The sequence below is a fragment of the Afipia sp. GW821-FHT14H12 genome (genome assembly GCF_058803465.1).
The window spans coordinates 31,207-47,832 of the sequence record NZ_JBXAOZ010000001.1; the positions used below are offsets into that span (position 1 = coordinate 31,207).

The following is a 16,626-nucleotide window of genomic DNA, read 5'->3' on the forward strand; positions in this document are numbered from 1 at the left end:
TCCCAAGATTTTCCTGAGGTTTTCCCAAGAGTTGGCTATTGGCCCATCCTCTTCCTGCCGTCCCTTTGAATCCCCGCGTTAACCCTTTGCTAACCATAAGCTGGGCAAATTTTGCCCAGTGAAAGTGCGTGTCGTTCTGCAAAAACGGGGGTCCCGTGGAAGCAAGCGCCGTGAATCACTTACCGCCCGGTGGCCTTCCAGCCGCCGCAAAAGTGTTTGGCGGGCAGAGGCGACATTCGCGCGAGGAAGCGGCGACCATGGTCGATGTGACGGCGGGGCAGGACGGCGCATCGCGCCTGCAAATTCCGACTTTCGATGAAATCAAGGATATCCTGAAGCGCGGCGACCTGACGCTTGCCTTCGGCGTGCTGACGATCCTCGTTGTCCTGATCCTGCCCCTGCCCGCGATGGTGCTCGATCTGTTTCTGGCGATCTCGATCACGCTCTCGGTGCTGATCCTGATGACCGCGCTGTTCATCCAGGCGCCGCTGGAATTCTCCGCCTTCCCGACCGTACTCCTGATTTCGACCATGCTGCGGCTGTCGCTCAACATGGCTTCGACCCGCCTGATCCTGGCGCACGGGCATGAGGGCAGCGCCGCCGCCGGTCACGTCATCGAGGCGTTCGGCAGCTTCGTGATGAGCGGCAATTTCGTGATCGGCATCATCGTCTTCACGATCCTCGTCATCGTCAACTTCGTGGTCATCACCAAGGGTTCGGGCCGCATCGCCGAAGTCGCCGCGCGCTTCCACCTCGATTCGATGCCGGGCAAGCAGATGGCGATCGACGCCGATCTCTCCGCCGGGTTGATCGACGAGCAGACCGCGAAGAAGCGCCGCAAGGATCTGGAGGACGAAAGCGGCTTCTTCGGCGCGATGGATGGTGCCTCGAAGTTCGTCCGCGGCGACGCGGTCGCGGGCCTCCTCATCGTGTTCATCAACATCATCGGCGGCATCATCATCGGCGTCGCGCAGCAGGGCCTGAGTTTCGGCGACGCCGCGCGCAGCTATACGCTGCTCACGGTCGGCGACGGCCTTGTGACACAAGTGCCTGCGCTGATCGTCTCGACCGCCGCGGGCCTGCTGGTGTCAAAGGCCGGCGTCTCGGGCGCCGCCGACAAGGCGATGGTGAAACAGTTCTCCGGCTATCCGCAGGCGCTCGGCATGTCGTCCGGCGTGATGCTGGTACTGGCGATGCTGCCCGGCATTCCGATGATTCCGTTCTTGATGCTGAGCGCGGGCGCAGGCGCGCTGGCATTGAAGGCGCGTCACCGCAACACCCACGCCAAGGCCGAGGAAGCCCGCGCGGCGGCCGCCCCCGCCCAGGCCGCAGCCGCTGCGGCCGCCGAGGAAGAACCGATCTCGACCGCGCTCAAGATCGACGATCTCAAGATCGAACTCGGTTATGCGCTGCTGCCGCTCGTCAACGGACCGGACGGCAACGACCGCCTCACCGACCAGATCAAGGCGCTGCGCCGCTCGCTCGCCATCGAGATGGGTTTCGTGATGCCCGCCGTGCGCATTCTCGACAACGTGCAGCTCGAGGCCAACACCTACGTTATCAAGATCAAGGAAGTCGACGCCGGTTCCGGCCGCGTCTGGGCCAACCAGTTCATGGTCATGGATCCTGCTGGCAATCAGGTCACCGTGCCGGGCACGCACACCATCGAGCCGACCTTCGGCCTGCCCGCGACCTGGGTGGATGCCTCGCTGAAGGAGGAAGCCTCGCTCAAGGGCTACACGGTGGTCGATGCCGCGACCGTTCTCTCCACGCATCTCACCGAGCTGTTGAAGAACAACATGTCGGACCTTTTGTCCTACGGTGAAGTGCAGAAGCTCCTGAAGGACCTGCCGAAGGAGCAGGGCGAACTGGTCAAGGATATCGTTCCGAGCCAGATCACCGTGTCCGGCATTCAGCGCGTGCTCCAGTTGCTGCTCGCCGAGCGCATCTCGATCCGCGATCTGTCCACCATTCTCGAGGGCGTCGCCGACGCGCTGGCGTTCTCGCGCAATCCGGCGACGGTCGTCGAGCATGTTCGCGCCCGCCTCGCGCGCCAGATCTGTGCCCAGAACACGTCGATCAATGGCTACCTGCCGCTGATCGCACTCTCCGCCAAATGGGAGCAGGCATTCGCTGAATCGATCGTCGGCACCGGCGAAGACCGCACGCTGGCGATGCAGCCCTCCAAGCTGTCGGAATTCATGAACGCGACCCGCGACCGTTTCGAGCAGGCCGCACGTGAAGGCGAGAACCCGGTGCTTGTCACCTCTGCGGCAATTCGTCCCTTCGTACGCTCGCTGGTGGAGCGCTTCCGCGCGCAGACAACGGTTTTGTCACAAGCGGAAATCCATCCCCGCGCGAAACTCAAGACCGTTGGAAGCGTTTGAGAATCCGGCCTTTCGCGGCTGTGCGGACATGACAATTTCGTCACATCCAAGCGATTTTTTATTCCCAGCGCGGGGCCGGCGTGAGCAGGTTCCAGGCGCTAAAATTGTATCTATTTGATTTAGCGATATTTTTATTTCGCCCTGTAGGGTTCCTCGCGAGCGATCAAGAAAAATCACTCGTTTGTGATGGGATCTGGGAAACAAAAGCCCTCTCCACCACGTTTACGAGACATGGAATTCGAACCGGCCGCTCACTGGGCGCGACCAATAAGGCAACCGGCCAGAACGTGGCTAAAGCGTGAGGGAGGCGAAATGAACCATTCATTGTACAGCGCTGACCGCATGACCCACCTCAAGATCGTGGTGGTGGCGTTGGTCGCCGCAATCGGTATCGCCGGCCTCGGAATTTCAGCCCGCCTCTCCGCCGGCGATGGCGGGATGCAGACCGCGCGCGCGACGACGCCGGTTCTCAAAGCCAGTCACACCATGATGGTTTCCGACTCTGAGCAGCAGGTGATCCGCTGACATGAATTTCAGGAATTCATAAGGCTCTCTTCCCCGCCCCCCGAAGTCGCCTTGTGAATATCTTCCGGGACATCTCATCCCCAGTGAACCCGGACAAAAAACGCCCGTTTCCCCCACGGGCGTTTTTTGCTGTCTGGAGTTGGATCATGCAGATCGGGAAGTCCGGGCCTCAGTGCGCCGGCACGCTCTCGTAGAGTTTGCCCGCCCACAAAGGTTGCGCGGTCGGCTTGCCGCTCGGCGAGCCGCCCTTGGCCTCGACCGTCACCGCATAGATCGAGTTGTTCACAGCAGCCGCGTCATAGCCGGTAAGGCCGCCACTCACGGTGAATTCGCCATCGATCACCCCGATGGAGTGCGGCTCTCCGAATTTGCTCGGCACGATCCAGAGTTCATAACTCTTGCCCGCCGCAGGCGGCGGACCGACGCGGCGCACCGTATAGCGGCGCGAGGCGGCATCGACCGTCAGAATGAAGCCCGGATCGCGCGCATCCGATTGCAGCGCGGCCACCCATTGCGCGGCGACCGGCGGCGGCGGAATCTTGACCTCCACCGTGCGGACCTCCGGCTTCATCCGCAGAGCAGCGGGCAATGCGGCCGGACGATAGATTTGCAACGCGACGATGCCCGCCAGCACCGCAGCCACCGCGCTCATGACGATGCCGAAAATGCCGGAGCCTTTCGCAGGCGATGGTTTTGCCGTGGCCGCCGCGACAGAAGCGCCCTGCCCGGTGGATTCGGATTCCGGCGGCGTGACCGTGAGTTCGGGCGACACGGTGGCGTTTGCATCCGGCGCGGAGGACGCATCGAGCGCGGATGTCATCTCCAGCGTAACCGGATCAATGGCATGGACCGGCTTATCTTCGCTTGCATTATTGGCGGAAGCCGCAGCCTGTTCTTCAGCTTGCGCGATGCTAGCCTTGATCCTGTTCCAGACATCGCTGGGGGGCTCGACCGACGAGACCATCTGATGCAGCGGCGCCAGCTTGTGCTCCCACGCATGGACGAGCGCGAGAAAACCGGGATCGACGATCAGCATCGTCTCAACCAGCGCGCGTTCATCCGCATCGAGAGTGCCGAGCGCATATTCGGCGGCAAGCGCGATATGATCTTCGCTGTATGCCATCATGCAAGACCGAGGCAGGTTCGAATATCGAGCAGGCTGCTGCGCAGCCAGGTTCTGACGTTACCAAGCTGCGTGTCAAACTTGGCCGCAAGCTGCTCACGACTCCAGCCATTGTAATAGGCCAGCAGCACGAGCTTCTGCCGGTCGGGCTCAAGCTGCCCGACACATTCCAGCAGCGCCTTCAATTCGTCCGTCATCTCCCGGCGCGACAGAGGCGCAGGCGTGTCGGAGGCACCTTCGAAGTTCGCGGCATCCTCGAGCGGAGCGCCGCCGCGCTTGCGCACGATGTCGATGGCGCGGTTTCGCGCGATCGACACCATCCATGCAAGTGGCGAGGCTTCGCTGGGGCTATACTGCCCGGCGCTATTCCATATCTTGAGGTAGATTTCCTGGAGGACTTCTTCCGCGAGCGCCTGCTCGCGGACGATGCGCAGCACGACACCAAACAGCTTTGCGCAGGTCGCTTCATACAGGCCCTCGAAAGCAGCCCGATCACGCCGGGCCACCGAGGCCAGCAGCCAAACCAACTGCTCCGGCGTCAGCATTGCACGTCCCCAACAATCGCTGCCCGCAGACAGCACCCCTGCGCCTTTATGCCAGCCCGGACGAAAGCTGTAAAACGGGACCTCACACCATCCCAAGCTGATCGCCACGGACAGCAAAAAGCCCGGACCTTCCGGACCGGGCTTTCAAACCGTTCAAAGACAGGCGGGATCAGGCTACCGCGCCGATCCGCGAGCGCAACAGGCCGATGCTGTCGAGGTCGGCCTGTTCACGTGCGCTCTCCTCGGCGCGTTCGCGCGCCTGATCGCGCTCGTCCAGAAGCTCGACCTTCTTCAATTCCTCGAAGGCATCCGCCAGATGCGTCTTCGCCTCCTCGAGCTGCCCGCGCAGTTCGTCCGCCGAGCGGGTCAGGTTCTCACGGCGCTGGATCGCGGCCTTGGCGTAGGTCGGATAGGCGAAGTGGGCTGGATCCTGAATGCCTGCGCGATCCTGCTCGGTCTGGATTTCGCGCTCGAGGTCGACCGACATCCGCTGGAATTCGGCGATCATGGTCTCGATCTGAGCAACCCGGCGACGCTTCTCGTCGACCTGAAATTTCTTCAGACGGATAAGCGTTTCACGTGACTTCATCGACTCGTACTCCCCAGAAGTCCCAGTACCAAAACGGGACAGAACCGGCTCCCCGACTGGGCCCCGCCGGCAATCAACAGACGGTGCGGATCATGGCCTGACAAAGTTAGCTTTCCGTTTCCACAGAGGCGAGGATTTGCTGCAATTGCCGGTAGCCGGCCTCCAGTCCGGTCGCCTCGTTCTTGGCCTGTCGCAGGAAGTTCTCGAGCGGCTCATGGAGGCGGATCGCCTCGTCCACCTCGGCGCTGGAGCCTGCCCGGTAGGCCCCGAGCCGGATCAGTTCCTCCATGTCCGCATAGGTCGCCATCACCTGGCGGCCGCGCATGATGACGGGCAGGAATTCCGGATCGGCCGATTTCGGCATCGTGCGGGAGACGGATTTGAGAATGTTGATGGCCGGGTAGCGTCCACGCTCGGCAATGGAGCGCTCCATCACGATATGTCCGTCGAGAATGCCGCGCACCGCGTCCGCCACCGGCTCGTTGTGGTCGTCGCCGTCCACCAGCACCGTGAAGATGCCGGTGATGGTGCCCTCGCCGAGCCCCGGCCCGGCGCGCTCAAGAAGCTTCGGCAGTTCGGTGAAGACGGTCGGCGTGTAGCCCTTTGCGGTCGGCGGCTCGCCCGCGGACAGGCCGATCTCGCGCTGCGCCATGGCAAAGCGGGTGACTGAATCCATCAGGCACAGCACGTTCTGGCCCTCATCGCGGAAATATTCGGAGATTGCGAGCGTCAGGTAAGCGGCCTGCCGCCGCATCAGGGCAGGCTCGTCCGAGGTCGCCACCACGACGACGGAGCGCGCGAGGCCCTCCTCACCCAGATCGTCCTGTAGAAACTCCTGCACCTCGCGGCCACGCTCGCCGACAAGGCCGATCACCGAAATATCGGCATCGACGTTGCGCGCCAGCATCGACAGCAGCACCGATTTGCCGACGCCGGAGCCGGCGAAGATGCCCATGCGCTGCCCGCTGCAGCATGTTAGGAATGTATTGAGCGCGCGCACGCCGAGATCGAGCGGCTGACCTACCCTCTTTCTTGAATGGGCAGGCGGCGGCAGGTTCCGGAACGGCATCGGCGACGCACCCTGCTCGATCGGCCCCTTGCCGTCGATCGGATCTCCCATCGCGTTGACGACGCGGCCGAGCCACGCCGGCGATGGCCTGACCTGACTCGCCGCATTGGCGATCACCGCCCGGCACCCGCGCCGGACGCCGTCCAGCCCCCCGAACGGCATCAGCACCGCATTGCTGCCGGTGAAGCCGATCACCTCGCAGGGAATGTCGCGATCGCCGCCCGTCTCGATGACGACCCGCGCGCCGACCGACATCGCATGAATGGGGCCGGCCACCTCGACCATCAGGCCGCGCACGCCCACAACACGGCCATAAATGTTGATGCCGTCGATATCGCCGATCTGTTCGGCAAGGGCTTTCACTTTAAGCTGGCCTTCACTGCGAGCCTCGCGTCACCGGAGCGCCTTCTTCATTTCAAAAAGCTTAAGTTTCCAGAGCTTGATGGCGCTTCCTTAACCCCGTGTTTACCCGCATCGTTAATGATTGCGTCACTGTCTTTGGTAACTGAAAGCAATTCGACCTTCAGAACGGAGGTGCGAATCGCAGGAGGCGGTCAGGCCCGACTCCTAATACGGAACTTGAACTTGCGTGGATACGAAAAGCCGCTTCTGTGCAACATCTTAAGTCGATTCGGCATAATTTGCACGAATAGAGCTTGCAGGCACGAATCAGCTTTTGTTAACCATGTCTGGTCAGGATTCGAATCAGTTGTTCAAAGGCGTTCCAGTGCCGCGAGTTGTGCGGCCGACCTGACGCCCGGGGTGGCGACTATTAGGGGACTGGCATGCGCGTATTGCTGATAGAAGATGACAGCGCCACTGCGCAGTCGATCGAGCTGATGCTCAAATCCGAGAGCTTCAACGTCTATACGACAGACCTCGGAGAAGAAGGCGTCGATCTCGGCAAGCTGTATGATTACGACATCATCCTGCTTGACCTCAATCTGCCCGACATGTCGGGCTACGAAGTGCTCAAGCAGCTTCGTGTTTCCAAGATCAAGACCCCGATCCTGATCCTGTCCGGCCTCGCCGGCATCGAGGACAAGGTCAAGGGCCTCGGCGTCGGTGCCGACGACTACATGACCAAGCCGTTCCACAAGGACGAACTGGTCGCCCGCATCCACGCCATCGTGCGCCGCTCGAAGGGCCACGCTCAGTCGGTGATCCAGACCGGCGACCTGATCGTCAACCTCGACACCAAGACGGTCGAAGTCGGCGGCCAGCGCGTGCACCTGACCGGCAAGGAATATCAGATGCTGGAGCTGCTCTCGCTCCGCAAGGGCACCACGCTCACCAAGGAAATGTTCCTCAACCATCTCTATGGCGGGATGGACGAGCCGGAACTCAAGATCATCGACGTGTTCATCTGCAAGCTGCGCAAGAAGCTCGCCAACGCGTCCGAGGGCCGCAACTTCATCGAAACCGTCTGGGGCCGCGGCTATGTGCTGCGCGAGCCGAGCGACGACGAAGCCCGCATCCCGGCCTGAGCTTCCACTTCACGGAATACAAAAAACCCCGCCAGCGGCGGGGTTTTTTATTGCTGCCGACAGACCGGCGACAAGAATGATCGAATCTATCGTGCCGACATCGTCGCCCGCATCCCGCCTGTGGCCATGCCGGGCATGATCGAGGGCGATGCGGTCTTGGGAAGGTACACGCCGCGGCGCTGCGTGCAGGGGCGATAGGCATCGGTCAGTCCGACAACCGTTTCGGCCGCGCCGAGGAACAGATAGCCGTCCGGCTCGTTCACCTTCATCATCCGGCCGAGAACGTCGGCCTTGGTCGCCTGCTCGAAATAGATCAGCACGTTGCGGCAGAAGATCACGTCGAATTTGCCGAGGCTTGAGAAGTCGTTGAGCAGATTGAGCGGCTTGAACTGCACCATGGCGCGGATATCGGAATTGATCTGCCAGGTCTCGCCGATCTGCTTGAAGTGAGTGACGAGCTTCTGAATCGGCAGGCCGCGCTGCACCTCGAACTGGCTGTAGATGCCGCTCTTGCACTTCTCGAGAACTTCCTGCGACAGGTCGGTCGCGACGATCTCCACCCGCCAGCCCGACAGCGCCTGGGCAAAATCCTTCACGATCATCGCCAGCGAATAGGGCTCCTGCCCGGTCGATGCGGCCGCGCACCAGATGCGCAGGCTCTTGCGATTGGCGCGCGCCTTGATCAGTTCGGGGAGAACGCTGTCCTTGAAATGATCGAACGGAATCTTGTCGCGGAAGAAGAACGTCTCGTTCGTGGTCATCGCCTCGACCACGTCGCAGATCTTGCTTTCCACCCCGCGCTTGAGCTCCGCGATCAACTCGGTCAGTCCACCGAGATTCGCCTTGCGCGCGAGCGGCATGAGGCGGCTTTCGATCAGGTACTGCTTGTCGTCCGCCAGGACGAGACCGGATCTTTCCTTCAGGAGCTTGCGCAGAAAATCATACTCAGCCTGGATCACGAGAAGTCTCCTGAAAGGATCTTTTGTATTTTTTGGCCGATCTGGTTGAGCGGCAACACGGCAGAACAGATGCCGGCCTGAGCGGCCGCACCCGGCATTCCCCACACCACGGACGTCGCTTCGTCCTGAGCGATCACGTTGCCGCCGGCGGCGACGACATCCCTGCCGCCGCGCATGCCGTCGGACCCCATGCCCGTCAGGATCACCGCCAGCAGGTCGCCCTTCCAGACGTCGATCGCCGACATGAACAGAGGGTCCACCGCAGGACGACAGAAATTGACCTGAGGGCCGTCATCGAGCGCAATCGCGACGTTGCCGCCCTGGCGGCCCACGCGCATGTGCAGCCCGCCCGGTGCGATATAGATGTTGCCCGCCTTGACGGCCTGCCCTTCGGCGCCCTCATGGGTCGGCCGGGAGCTGGCACGGCCGATATGCTGGGCAAGAATGGTGGTGAAGGTCGGCGGCATGTGCTGGGTAATCAGCACCGGCACCCGGTCGACAATCGGAGCAAGCTCGGCGGCAAGCGCGGTCAGCGCCTGCGGGCCGCCCGTCGAAGAGCCGATCAGCAGCGCCTGCGGCCTCACCTTGTGGAACGGGCGGAGCGAAAACTTGGCCGGCGCGTGATGGACCGGAGCCGCCGCCGGGGCTGCGGCCGCGGGCGAGGCAACCGGCGCCAAAGGCGGGCTCGGCACGCGGCGGCGCGCGAGACGGGCGGTGAGATGGCGGATCTTCTGCACCAGTTCGTGCCGGAAGGTATCCGCGCCGCCCAGATGATTGCTTTCTGGCTTCGGAATGTAGTCGGTGGCGCCGAGCGACAGCGCCTTGAGGCTGATCTCGGCGTTCCGCAGCGTCAGCGTCGAGGCCATGATGATGACGAGATCACGCTTCTTCGCCAGCAGCAGCGGCAGCGCGGTGATGCCGTCCATGTCCGGCATCTCGATGTCGAGGATCACGGCGTCGGGATTGATCCGCTCGATCTGGTTGACGGCGTCGAGACCGGTGCGGCAGGACGCCGCCACCACCATATCGGTTTCGGCTTCGATCCAGCGCGTGATGATGCCGCGGATGATGGCTGAATCATCAACCACCATAATTCGAATGCGCTCGCCACTCGTCGAGACCGGATGAGAAGCGGCTGCCAAATCGATACTCATTCAAATACCAAACTTACTTTCTGCCAGAGGGCAGGAGGACACAATATCGATTCGGCGATGACCCTCGCCTACTTAGATCAGGCCGACTTCCTGAAACTTCGCGGTGACGATTTCCTTGTCGAACGGCTTCATGATGTACTCGTTCGCGCCGGCATGAAGCGCGCGGGCGATATGAGCGACATCGTTCTCCGTGGTGCAGAACACGACCTTCGGCTTCTCGCCGTTCGGCATCATGCGCAGGTTGCGCAGGAATTCGTGGCCATCCATCACCGGCATGTTCCAGTCGAGCAGCACGGCGTCGGGAAGGCCGCGCTTGCAGACTTCCATGGCCTTCTCGCCGTCCTCGGCTTCGATAATTTCGAAATTCAGGCCTTCCAGGATTCGGCGTGCGACTTTGCGGATCACGCTGGAATCGTCGACGACAAGACACGTTTTCATGTTGACCTCTATTTCCAAATGCTGACCCGATGGGCGCTCACGCCGCCATCATGTCAGGAGCAATCTCCAGAACCCGGTCGATATCGAGCACCACCATCAACTGTCCATCAAGCCGATGGATGCCGCCCGCAACTCTCTCCATGCGGCGATCGAGGTTGACCGGATTCATTTCCCGGCTGTCGTCGGACAGCTTCATGACTTCCCCGATCGAATCGATCAGCAACCCGTAGGACTCGCCGCGATGGTCCACGCCGATCGCCATCGGCGGACGGCCGTCCTCGATCTTCGGCAGGCCGAGTCGCGCGCGCATGTCGATCGCGGTGACGATCCGGCCGCGCAGGTTGAGAACGCCTGCGATATCGTCGGAAGCGAGCGGCACGCGGGTCAGCCGCTCGGGCATGAACACGTCCTGCACGCGGGAGATCGGCAGGCCGAACAACTGTCCGCCAATCATGGCGGTGACGTATTCGGTGATCTGGCCGTCGGTTTTCTGAGCTTGCTGGTCCATGTCGCTATCCTTATGCCGCGCGGTTGTCGCGAGCGGCCTGTTCCTTCAACGCCGCGATCAGACCGGGCCGGTCGAACTTCGCGACATAATCGTGGAAACCGACCTGACGTCCGCGTTCGATCGCCGCCGGAGACACCAGCGACGACAGCGCGATGATCGGCGTCTCGTTGTTGCGCTGATCGGCGCGAATGGCCTCGGCGAATTCGAAGCCGTTCATGTCCGGCATCTCGATGTCGGTGAGGATGACGTTGAACTGCTTTCCTGCGCGCAGGATGTTCAGCCCCTCGTTCGCATTGGTCGCGGTCTGGACGCTGTAGCCCGCCGCCTTCAGGACCGGCGCCAGCATGTTGCGGAAGAAAGCCGAGTCGTCGACCAGAAGAACCTCCTGGGTCAGGCTCGTGCGCTGCATGTCCTTGCGGGTGAACCAGTCGGCAAAAGCCATCGGCAGGAAATAACCGACATCGATCACCTCGGTCGCCTGCCCCTTGATGACGGCGGAGCCGAGCAGGCCATCCTGCGCACTCGCCACTTCAATGTTGAGGCTTTCCTCGACGATATCGACGATCTCATCGACCACGAGGCCCATGGAGCGGCCATCGTCGACGAACACCAGGATCGGCTGCACGCCTTCGCTGCGAACGGTGACGCCTTCCATGCTCACGAGCGGCATCAGATGGTCGCGGTACTGCACCATATGACGGCCGTTGGAGAACTCGATCTTCTCCGCCGCGATCTCCTCGAGACGGGTGACGAGCGCGAGCGGCACCGCCTTCGGCTGGGTATTGCCGGCGTGGAAGACGAGAAGCGAGGTGAGCTGTTCGGAGCCGGCGACGCGCGCCGCGGCGTTTTCGTCCATCATCTCGGCCTGCGCCGACATCGAGCTGCCGACCGACTGCGAGATGCCGTTCGGATCGATGATCATGATGACGGCGCCATCGCCAAGGATGGTGTTGCCGGAGAACATGTTGATGTGACGCAGCTTGGTCGACATCGGCTTGACGACGATTTCCTCGGTGTGGAAGACGCCGTCGACCACGATGCCGAAGGTCTGGCTGCCGACCTGCATCACTACGATGAAGCCGTTTTCCGGATCGATCTCCTGGCCGTCGTCGATCTTGAGCAGCTTGCGCAGGTGCAGCAGCGGCAACAGCTTGTTGCGCAGGCGGAGCACCGGGGTGTCCTTGATGCGCTCGATGCGGTGATCCGAATTGGCGCGCGCACGCACCAGTTCGACGACCGCGATCTGCGGGATCGCGAAGCGCTCGCCCGCCGATTCCACGATCAGCGCGGAAACGATCGCAAGCGTCAGCGGAATCTTGATGGTGAAGGACGAGCCTTCGCCCGGCACCGACTTGACGTCGATGGTGCCGCCGATCTGATCGATGTTGTTGCGCACCACGTCCATGCCGACGCCGCGGCCGGACACGCTGGTGATCGCGGCAGCGGTCGAGAAGCCCGCCGCGAAGATGAACTTGTGAATCTGAGCTTCGCTCATCTTCTCAAGATCGGCTTCGGTGACGAGGCCGTTCTGAACCGCCTTCTGCTTGATGCGCTCGGTGTTCAGACCCTGGCCGTTGTCGGCAATGCAGATGATGATGTGGCCGCCTTCATGATAGGCGGAGACGCGGATGGTGCCGACTTCCGGTTTGCCTGCGGCAACGCGCGCCGCGGTGCTTTCAAGGCCATGGTCGGCTGAGTTACGCACCATGTGCGTCAGCGGATCCTTGATGAGGTCGAGCACCTGGCGGTCAAGCTCGGTGTCGGCGCCGTGCATCTCGAGTTCGATCTGCTTGCCGAGTTCGCTCGAAAGGTCGCGCACGATGCGCGGCAGCTTCTGCCAGGCGTTGCCGATCGGCTGCATGCGCGTCTTCATGACGCCTTCCTGCAGCTCAGCGGTGACGTTGGACAGGCGCTGCAGCGGCACCTTGAATTCGTTCTCTTCGTGACGGCGGCTGATTTCCAGCAACTGGTTGCGGGTCAGCACCAGTTCGGACACCATCGTCATCAGATGCTCGAGCGCATCGACGTTGACGCGGATCGATTGCGAGGAAACCTTGTCGGCATCGGAGCCTTCGCCGTCGGAGGCTTTCCGCGCGGCCGGTTTTGCCGCGGGCTTGGCAGCCGGTTTGGGCGCGGGGGCTGCCGCGGCAGGCGGCGGTGCAGCAGCGGCGACCGGCGCGGCCGGAGCCGCCGTCTCGACTGCGGTTTCGCGGAATGCGCGCTCAAGCTCATCGAGCGAGACTTCACCCGGGCGCAACTCGCGCTCCAGAGTCTGTACGACGAGAGTGCCTTCAGCGCCGCCGGCAGATGCGGGGGCAGCAGCCGCAGCGGGAGCAGGCGCGCCGCCTTCCATCGAAGCCATGCCGATCTCCACCATCTTTTCCAATGCGCCGATCAGATCGGGGTCGGAGCCTTCCGGCTCCGCCTCGCTGGATTCGAGTTCGCCCAGGATGTCCTTGATGCGGTCGATGGTGTTGAGGATCAGCGAAACGGCGTCGCCGGTCACCGGCATGCCGTCGCGGAATTTGCCCATCAGGGTTTCGGCCGCGTGGGCCAGCGCTTCGAGGCGCGGCAGGCCGAGAAAACCGCACGTCCCCTTGATGGTGTGAACGAGCCGGAAAATATTATCCAGGATCTTGGCGTTATTCGGATCCTGCTCAAAACGAACCAATTGATTGTCGACGGTATCGAGGCTCTCGTTCGTTTCCGTCAGGAACTCACGCAACAAATCATCCATGAAACAGCCCAGCCTTCGAGCGGAGGCGGCGAGATGCGCCTACCAAGTCTGCGCAGTTTCAACGGAAAGCGTTTAATAATGGTGAGCAAAAGGTATTTTTGTTCGGCCAGTTTTGCGCACCCGTGGCCTCAACCGGCCACAGGCGGAAAGAGTTCGTTAAGATTTGAGCGACGTTACGAGGTCGTCGCCACCACGACGGCGTCCTCTTCCTTGGTCAGCCCAACCTTGAAGCCGCAGGCCTGCGCCAGCAGCGCCGTATAATAAGGCTGCACCGCATGCGCGGTGATGGAAGCCGCATTCTCCAGATTGAGCTGGTCGGCGATGCTGTGCGGCTCGCGCGCGTTCGCACCGACCGCGCGGATGCGGAATCCCATCGTATCGCCCTCACCGATCGGGTCGATCACCAGTTCACCGCCGCGCGGGATCGCCTGCTGGGCGATGACCAGCATGTTGAGAAGCAGCTTGACGCGGTTCTTCGCCAGCAGCATGTGCGGCAAATTCCATGTCAGCTTGGTCTTGCCGTCCTCCAGATGGCCGCGCGCCACCTTCTGCGCATCGCCAAGGTCGATCTGCGTCCCGGCCGAACCTGCCGCGCCATAGGCGATACGACAGAACTGCAGCCGCGCCGAAGTGCTCACCGCACTCTTGCGGATCAGGTCGAGGGCGAACTCCTTGTCTTCGGCCTTGTTACTCGAATCCATCACCTCCAGGCCGTTGACGATGGCGCCGACCGGATTGATGAGGTCGTGGCAAACCCTTGAAGACAGCAACGCAGCAAGGTCGAGAGCATCGGGAGCACCGGAGGTACCTGACATGAAAATTTTCCTGCTGTGGTTTGGTGTGTGATAAGGATTCGCCGCTGCGATTTCCGCAGTCGAATCACGCCGGACCGTGATTTGATACACCGCGAAACCTGCCGCGGCCACACAGGCCACCGAGGAACCACAGCGGACCAGGAAAGAGATTGTGGCTGAAGGGGTTACCCTCGCCGGCGAAAACGCCCTCACGTTGATGGAGCCGCTCACAAAGCTCGCCGTTCAGGCGGGCGCGGCAATCCTCGCGGTCAATCGCAGCACCATGGGGCTGGGCAAGAAAATCGACGGCTCAGTGGTGAGCGATGCCGATACCCTTGCCGATGCGATCATCGCCGAAGGGCTTGCGAAACTTGCACCCGCCATCCCGGTGCTGTCGGAAGAACGCACCCATCTGGCGGCGCGTCCCTACCGCGACAGTTTCTTCCTGATCGATCCCCTCGACGGCACGCGCGAGTTCGTCACCGGGACCGACGAATTCACCGTCAACATCGCCCTCGTCACGCGCGGGGAGCCCACTCTCGGCATCGTCGTCGCACCCGCGCTTGGGATCGTCTGGCGGGGAATCGTCGACGTCGGCGCCGAGCGCCTGCTGGTGACCAAGGACGCCACGGTTTACGGCGCGCCTCAATCGATCCGGACACGCCCGCATCCCGGCCCCGCCGCGCCATGGATCGTCGCGGTCAGCCGCTCGCATGGCGACCCACGCACCGAGGCCTTCATTGCCGAGCGCCCCGGCGCGATCCGGCAGGTTCTCGGCTCCTCGATCAAGTTCTGCCGCGTTGCCGAGGGCGGCGCCGACATCTACCCCCGCCTCTCGCCCACCAGCGAATGGGACATCGCCGCGGGCCATGCCATCGCCACCGCCGCTGGCGGCCTCGTCACCAGCGGGCGCGGCCAGCCTTTAAAATTCGGCGAGGATCACGACGGCTTCCTCGTTTCCGACTTTATCGTATGGGGCGACCCGCAAGCCGCGCGCCGCGACAGCGCAAAGACGCCGGATCAATAGTCGGCGAGGGTCTCGCTGAGGGCCGGCCATTTCTCGGCTGCATCGGCAAGGCGGGAGGGGTCCGCCGTGAAGGCGTCGCGGTTCTCGATCCGGCTAAACAAATAAAGACGCTGGCCATAAACGAGCCAGATCAGCGGCTGCCCGGCGACGATCCGGCCATGTGCAAGGTCGATGGGATCGTAACCGCCGAATTGCGGGCCGTAGATGTCCGGGGCCGAGAGAAAAATGTCCCTGTCCCGTTCATTAGAGAAGCGCCAGATCGCGCCGCCCTGATACGTCTCGATTCCGGACTTCCCGGCAATGGGCCGGGACTGGATGAAATAGCCCACCGGATCGTAGCCGTCGATCGCAAGCCCGGTGTGATGGTTCGTCACCACCCGCTCGGTCGATGCCGCCTCCGCCGCCGCGGGCCTCATGACCACAAATACGGCCAAAATACCCGCTGCGATCAGGCCTTTTCGGGCCCACCCTTTATTTTCCTGCCGCCATACCGTCATAGTTGCTGCCGATAAAGTTCGAGTCGCGTGAGTTTAGGATCTGCCTGTCAGCAAGCCGTTAAGCTGGGAGCAGGCCCTGCTCGCTTTACCAAGCGCCTTCATCAAGCGTCTTCCTGGGGGTTATTTCATGAATTTCGCTCTGCGTTGTGCAGCCCTGCTTTTCGCGGCGGCGATCTCGTTCTCCACCCCTGCCTCGGCGCAACAGGCACCGCGTTCCGATTCCTACCGCTCCGACGAGCTGGTGGTCGCGGGCCATCGTTTCTTTGGTAACGTCTCGCGCGGCCTCGCCTCGATCATCGAGCGGGCGGTCAGCCGCTGGGGCCTGCCGAACGGCTACGTCCTCGGCGAAGAAGGCGCGGGCGCATTCGTGGCCGGCCTGCGCTACGGCGAGGGCACGCTTTATACAAAGAACGCCGGCGACCTGAAGGTATACTGGCAGGGCCCCTCGGTCGGCTTCGACTGGGGTGGCGACGGCGCGCGGACCATGATGCTGGTCTACAACCTGCCCGCCACCAGCGCGATCTACCAGCGCTTCGCCGGAATCGACGGCTCCGCCTACGTGATCGGCGGCTTCGGCATGACCGCGCTTACCGCGAACCACATCGTGCTGGTGCCGATCCGGGCCGGTGTCGGCCTTCGCCTTGGCGCGAGCGTCGGCTACCTGAAGTTCACCCCCCGCGCGACCTGGAACCCCTTCTAAGGGGTTTTCATGCCACTTTCGGACACCGCGGCATGTTTCACGCCGCCCGGCTGATCTGCTAGTTTCTGCGCGTTTTGAGACTGGCGA

At 62.4% G+C, this 16,626-nt stretch carries 16 protein-coding genes; 5 read left to right on the forward strand and 11 right to left on the reverse strand.

The window, feature by feature from the left end; translation table 11 throughout:
* Nucleotides 1-257: 257 nt before the first annotated feature.
* Together flhA and AC1RNA_RS00155 are read left to right on the forward strand one after the other, a co-directional pair.
* Complete coding sequence (gene flhA, locus AC1RNA_RS00150; RefSeq protein WP_492951146.1) at nt 258-2,387, forward strand: flagellar biosynthesis protein FlhA; 2,130 nt, start codon at nt 258-260, stop codon at nt 2,385-2,387.
* 312 nt (nt 2,388-2,699) lie between these two features.
* On the forward strand, nt 2,700-2,912 hold the full coding sequence (locus tag AC1RNA_RS00155) for a hypothetical protein (RefSeq protein WP_009340040.1): 213 nt from the start codon (nt 2,700-2,702) through the stop codon (nt 2,910-2,912).
* Nucleotides 2,913-3,081: 169 nt separating this feature from the next.
* Here AC1RNA_RS00155 and AC1RNA_RS00160 read toward each other — a convergent pair whose 3' ends face one another.
* From AC1RNA_RS00160 to fliI, 4 genes are all read right to left on the reverse strand, one after another.
* On the reverse strand, nt 3,082-4,035 hold the full coding sequence (locus AC1RNA_RS00160; RefSeq protein ID WP_492949825.1) for an anti-sigma factor: 954 nt from the start codon (nt 4,033-4,035) through the stop codon (nt 3,082-3,084).
* The gene (locus tag AC1RNA_RS00165) at nt 4,035-4,580 is read right to left on the reverse strand and encodes a sigma-70 family RNA polymerase sigma factor (RefSeq protein ID WP_492949826.1); all 546 of its coding nucleotides are present in this window, start codon (nt 4,578-4,580) and stop codon (nt 4,035-4,037) included. Before AC1RNA_RS00165 ends, AC1RNA_RS00160 begins: the two co-directional genes overlap by 1 nt.
* Nucleotides 4,581-4,749: 169 nt before the next feature.
* Entirely contained in the window at nt 4,750-5,169 is a 420-nt protein-coding gene (fliJ, locus tag AC1RNA_RS00170) for a flagellar export protein FliJ (protein WP_009340037.1), read from the reverse strand.
* 106 nt (nt 5,170-5,275) lie between these two features.
* A complete protein-coding gene (fliI, locus tag AC1RNA_RS00175; RefSeq protein WP_009340036.1) occupies nt 5,276-6,601 on the reverse strand; it encodes a flagellar protein export ATPase FliI in 1,326 nt (441 codons plus the stop codon).
* A 422-nt stretch (nt 6,602-7,023) separates the two neighbouring features.
* Here fliI and ctrA point away from each other — a divergent pair, with 422 nt between their 5' ends.
* The gene (ctrA, locus tag AC1RNA_RS00180) at nt 7,024-7,725 is read left to right on the forward strand and encodes a response regulator transcription factor CtrA (protein WP_009340035.1); all 702 of its coding nucleotides are present in this window, start codon (nt 7,024-7,026) and stop codon (nt 7,723-7,725) included.
* An 86-nt stretch (nt 7,726-7,811) separates the two neighbouring features.
* On the opposite strand, the gene AC1RNA_RS00185 is transcribed toward ctrA, so the two are convergent.
* The 6 genes from AC1RNA_RS00185 to chpT form a co-directional block, all read right to left on the reverse strand.
* On the reverse strand, nt 7,812-8,684 hold the full coding sequence (locus AC1RNA_RS00185) for a CheR family methyltransferase (RefSeq protein ID WP_492949827.1): 873 nt from the start codon (nt 8,682-8,684) through the stop codon (nt 7,812-7,814).
* Nucleotides 8,681-9,838 (reverse strand): protein-glutamate methylesterase/protein-glutamine glutaminase, encoded by a 1,158-nt coding sequence (locus AC1RNA_RS00190; protein WP_492949828.1) that lies wholly within the window; start codon nt 9,836-9,838, stop codon nt 8,681-8,683. Before AC1RNA_RS00190 ends, AC1RNA_RS00185 begins: the two co-directional genes overlap by 4 nt.
* Before the next feature lie 72 nt (nt 9,839-9,910).
* On the reverse strand, nt 9,911-10,276 hold the full coding sequence (locus AC1RNA_RS00195) for a response regulator (RefSeq protein WP_002716841.1): 366 nt from the start codon (nt 10,274-10,276) through the stop codon (nt 9,911-9,913).
* 37 nt (nt 10,277-10,313) lie between these two features.
* On the reverse strand, nt 10,314-10,784 hold the full coding sequence (locus AC1RNA_RS00200; RefSeq protein ID WP_492949829.1) for a chemotaxis protein CheW: 471 nt from the start codon (nt 10,782-10,784) through the stop codon (nt 10,314-10,316).
* Between the two features lie 10 nt (nt 10,785-10,794).
* A complete protein-coding gene (locus tag AC1RNA_RS00205; protein ID WP_492949830.1) occupies nt 10,795-13,521 on the reverse strand; it encodes a hybrid sensor histidine kinase/response regulator in 2,727 nt (908 codons plus the stop codon).
* Between the two features lie 173 nt (nt 13,522-13,694).
* Entirely contained in the window at nt 13,695-14,336 is a 642-nt protein-coding gene (chpT, locus tag AC1RNA_RS00210) for a histidine phosphotransferase ChpT (protein WP_009340030.1), read from the reverse strand.
* Between the two features lie 196 nt (nt 14,337-14,532).
* Here chpT and AC1RNA_RS00215 point away from each other — a divergent pair, with 196 nt between their 5' ends.
* Complete coding sequence (locus tag AC1RNA_RS00215) at nt 14,533-15,342, forward strand: 3'(2'),5'-bisphosphate nucleotidase CysQ family protein (RefSeq protein WP_492951147.1); 810 nt, start codon at nt 14,533-14,535, stop codon at nt 15,340-15,342.
* On the opposite strand, the gene AC1RNA_RS00220 is transcribed toward AC1RNA_RS00215, so the two are convergent.
* Nucleotides 15,336-15,758 (reverse strand): YHS domain-containing (seleno)protein, encoded by a 423-nt coding sequence (locus AC1RNA_RS00220; protein WP_492951148.1) that lies wholly within the window; start codon nt 15,756-15,758, stop codon nt 15,336-15,338. The genes AC1RNA_RS00215 and AC1RNA_RS00220 overlap by 7 nt on opposite strands.
* Nucleotides 15,759-15,966: 208 nt before the next feature.
* Between AC1RNA_RS00220 and AC1RNA_RS00225 the strand changes: the two genes are divergently transcribed.
* On the forward strand, nt 15,967-16,539 hold the full coding sequence (locus AC1RNA_RS00225; RefSeq protein WP_009340027.1) for a DUF1134 domain-containing protein: 573 nt from the start codon (nt 15,967-15,969) through the stop codon (nt 16,537-16,539).
* Nucleotides 16,540-16,626 lie beyond the last annotated feature (87 nt).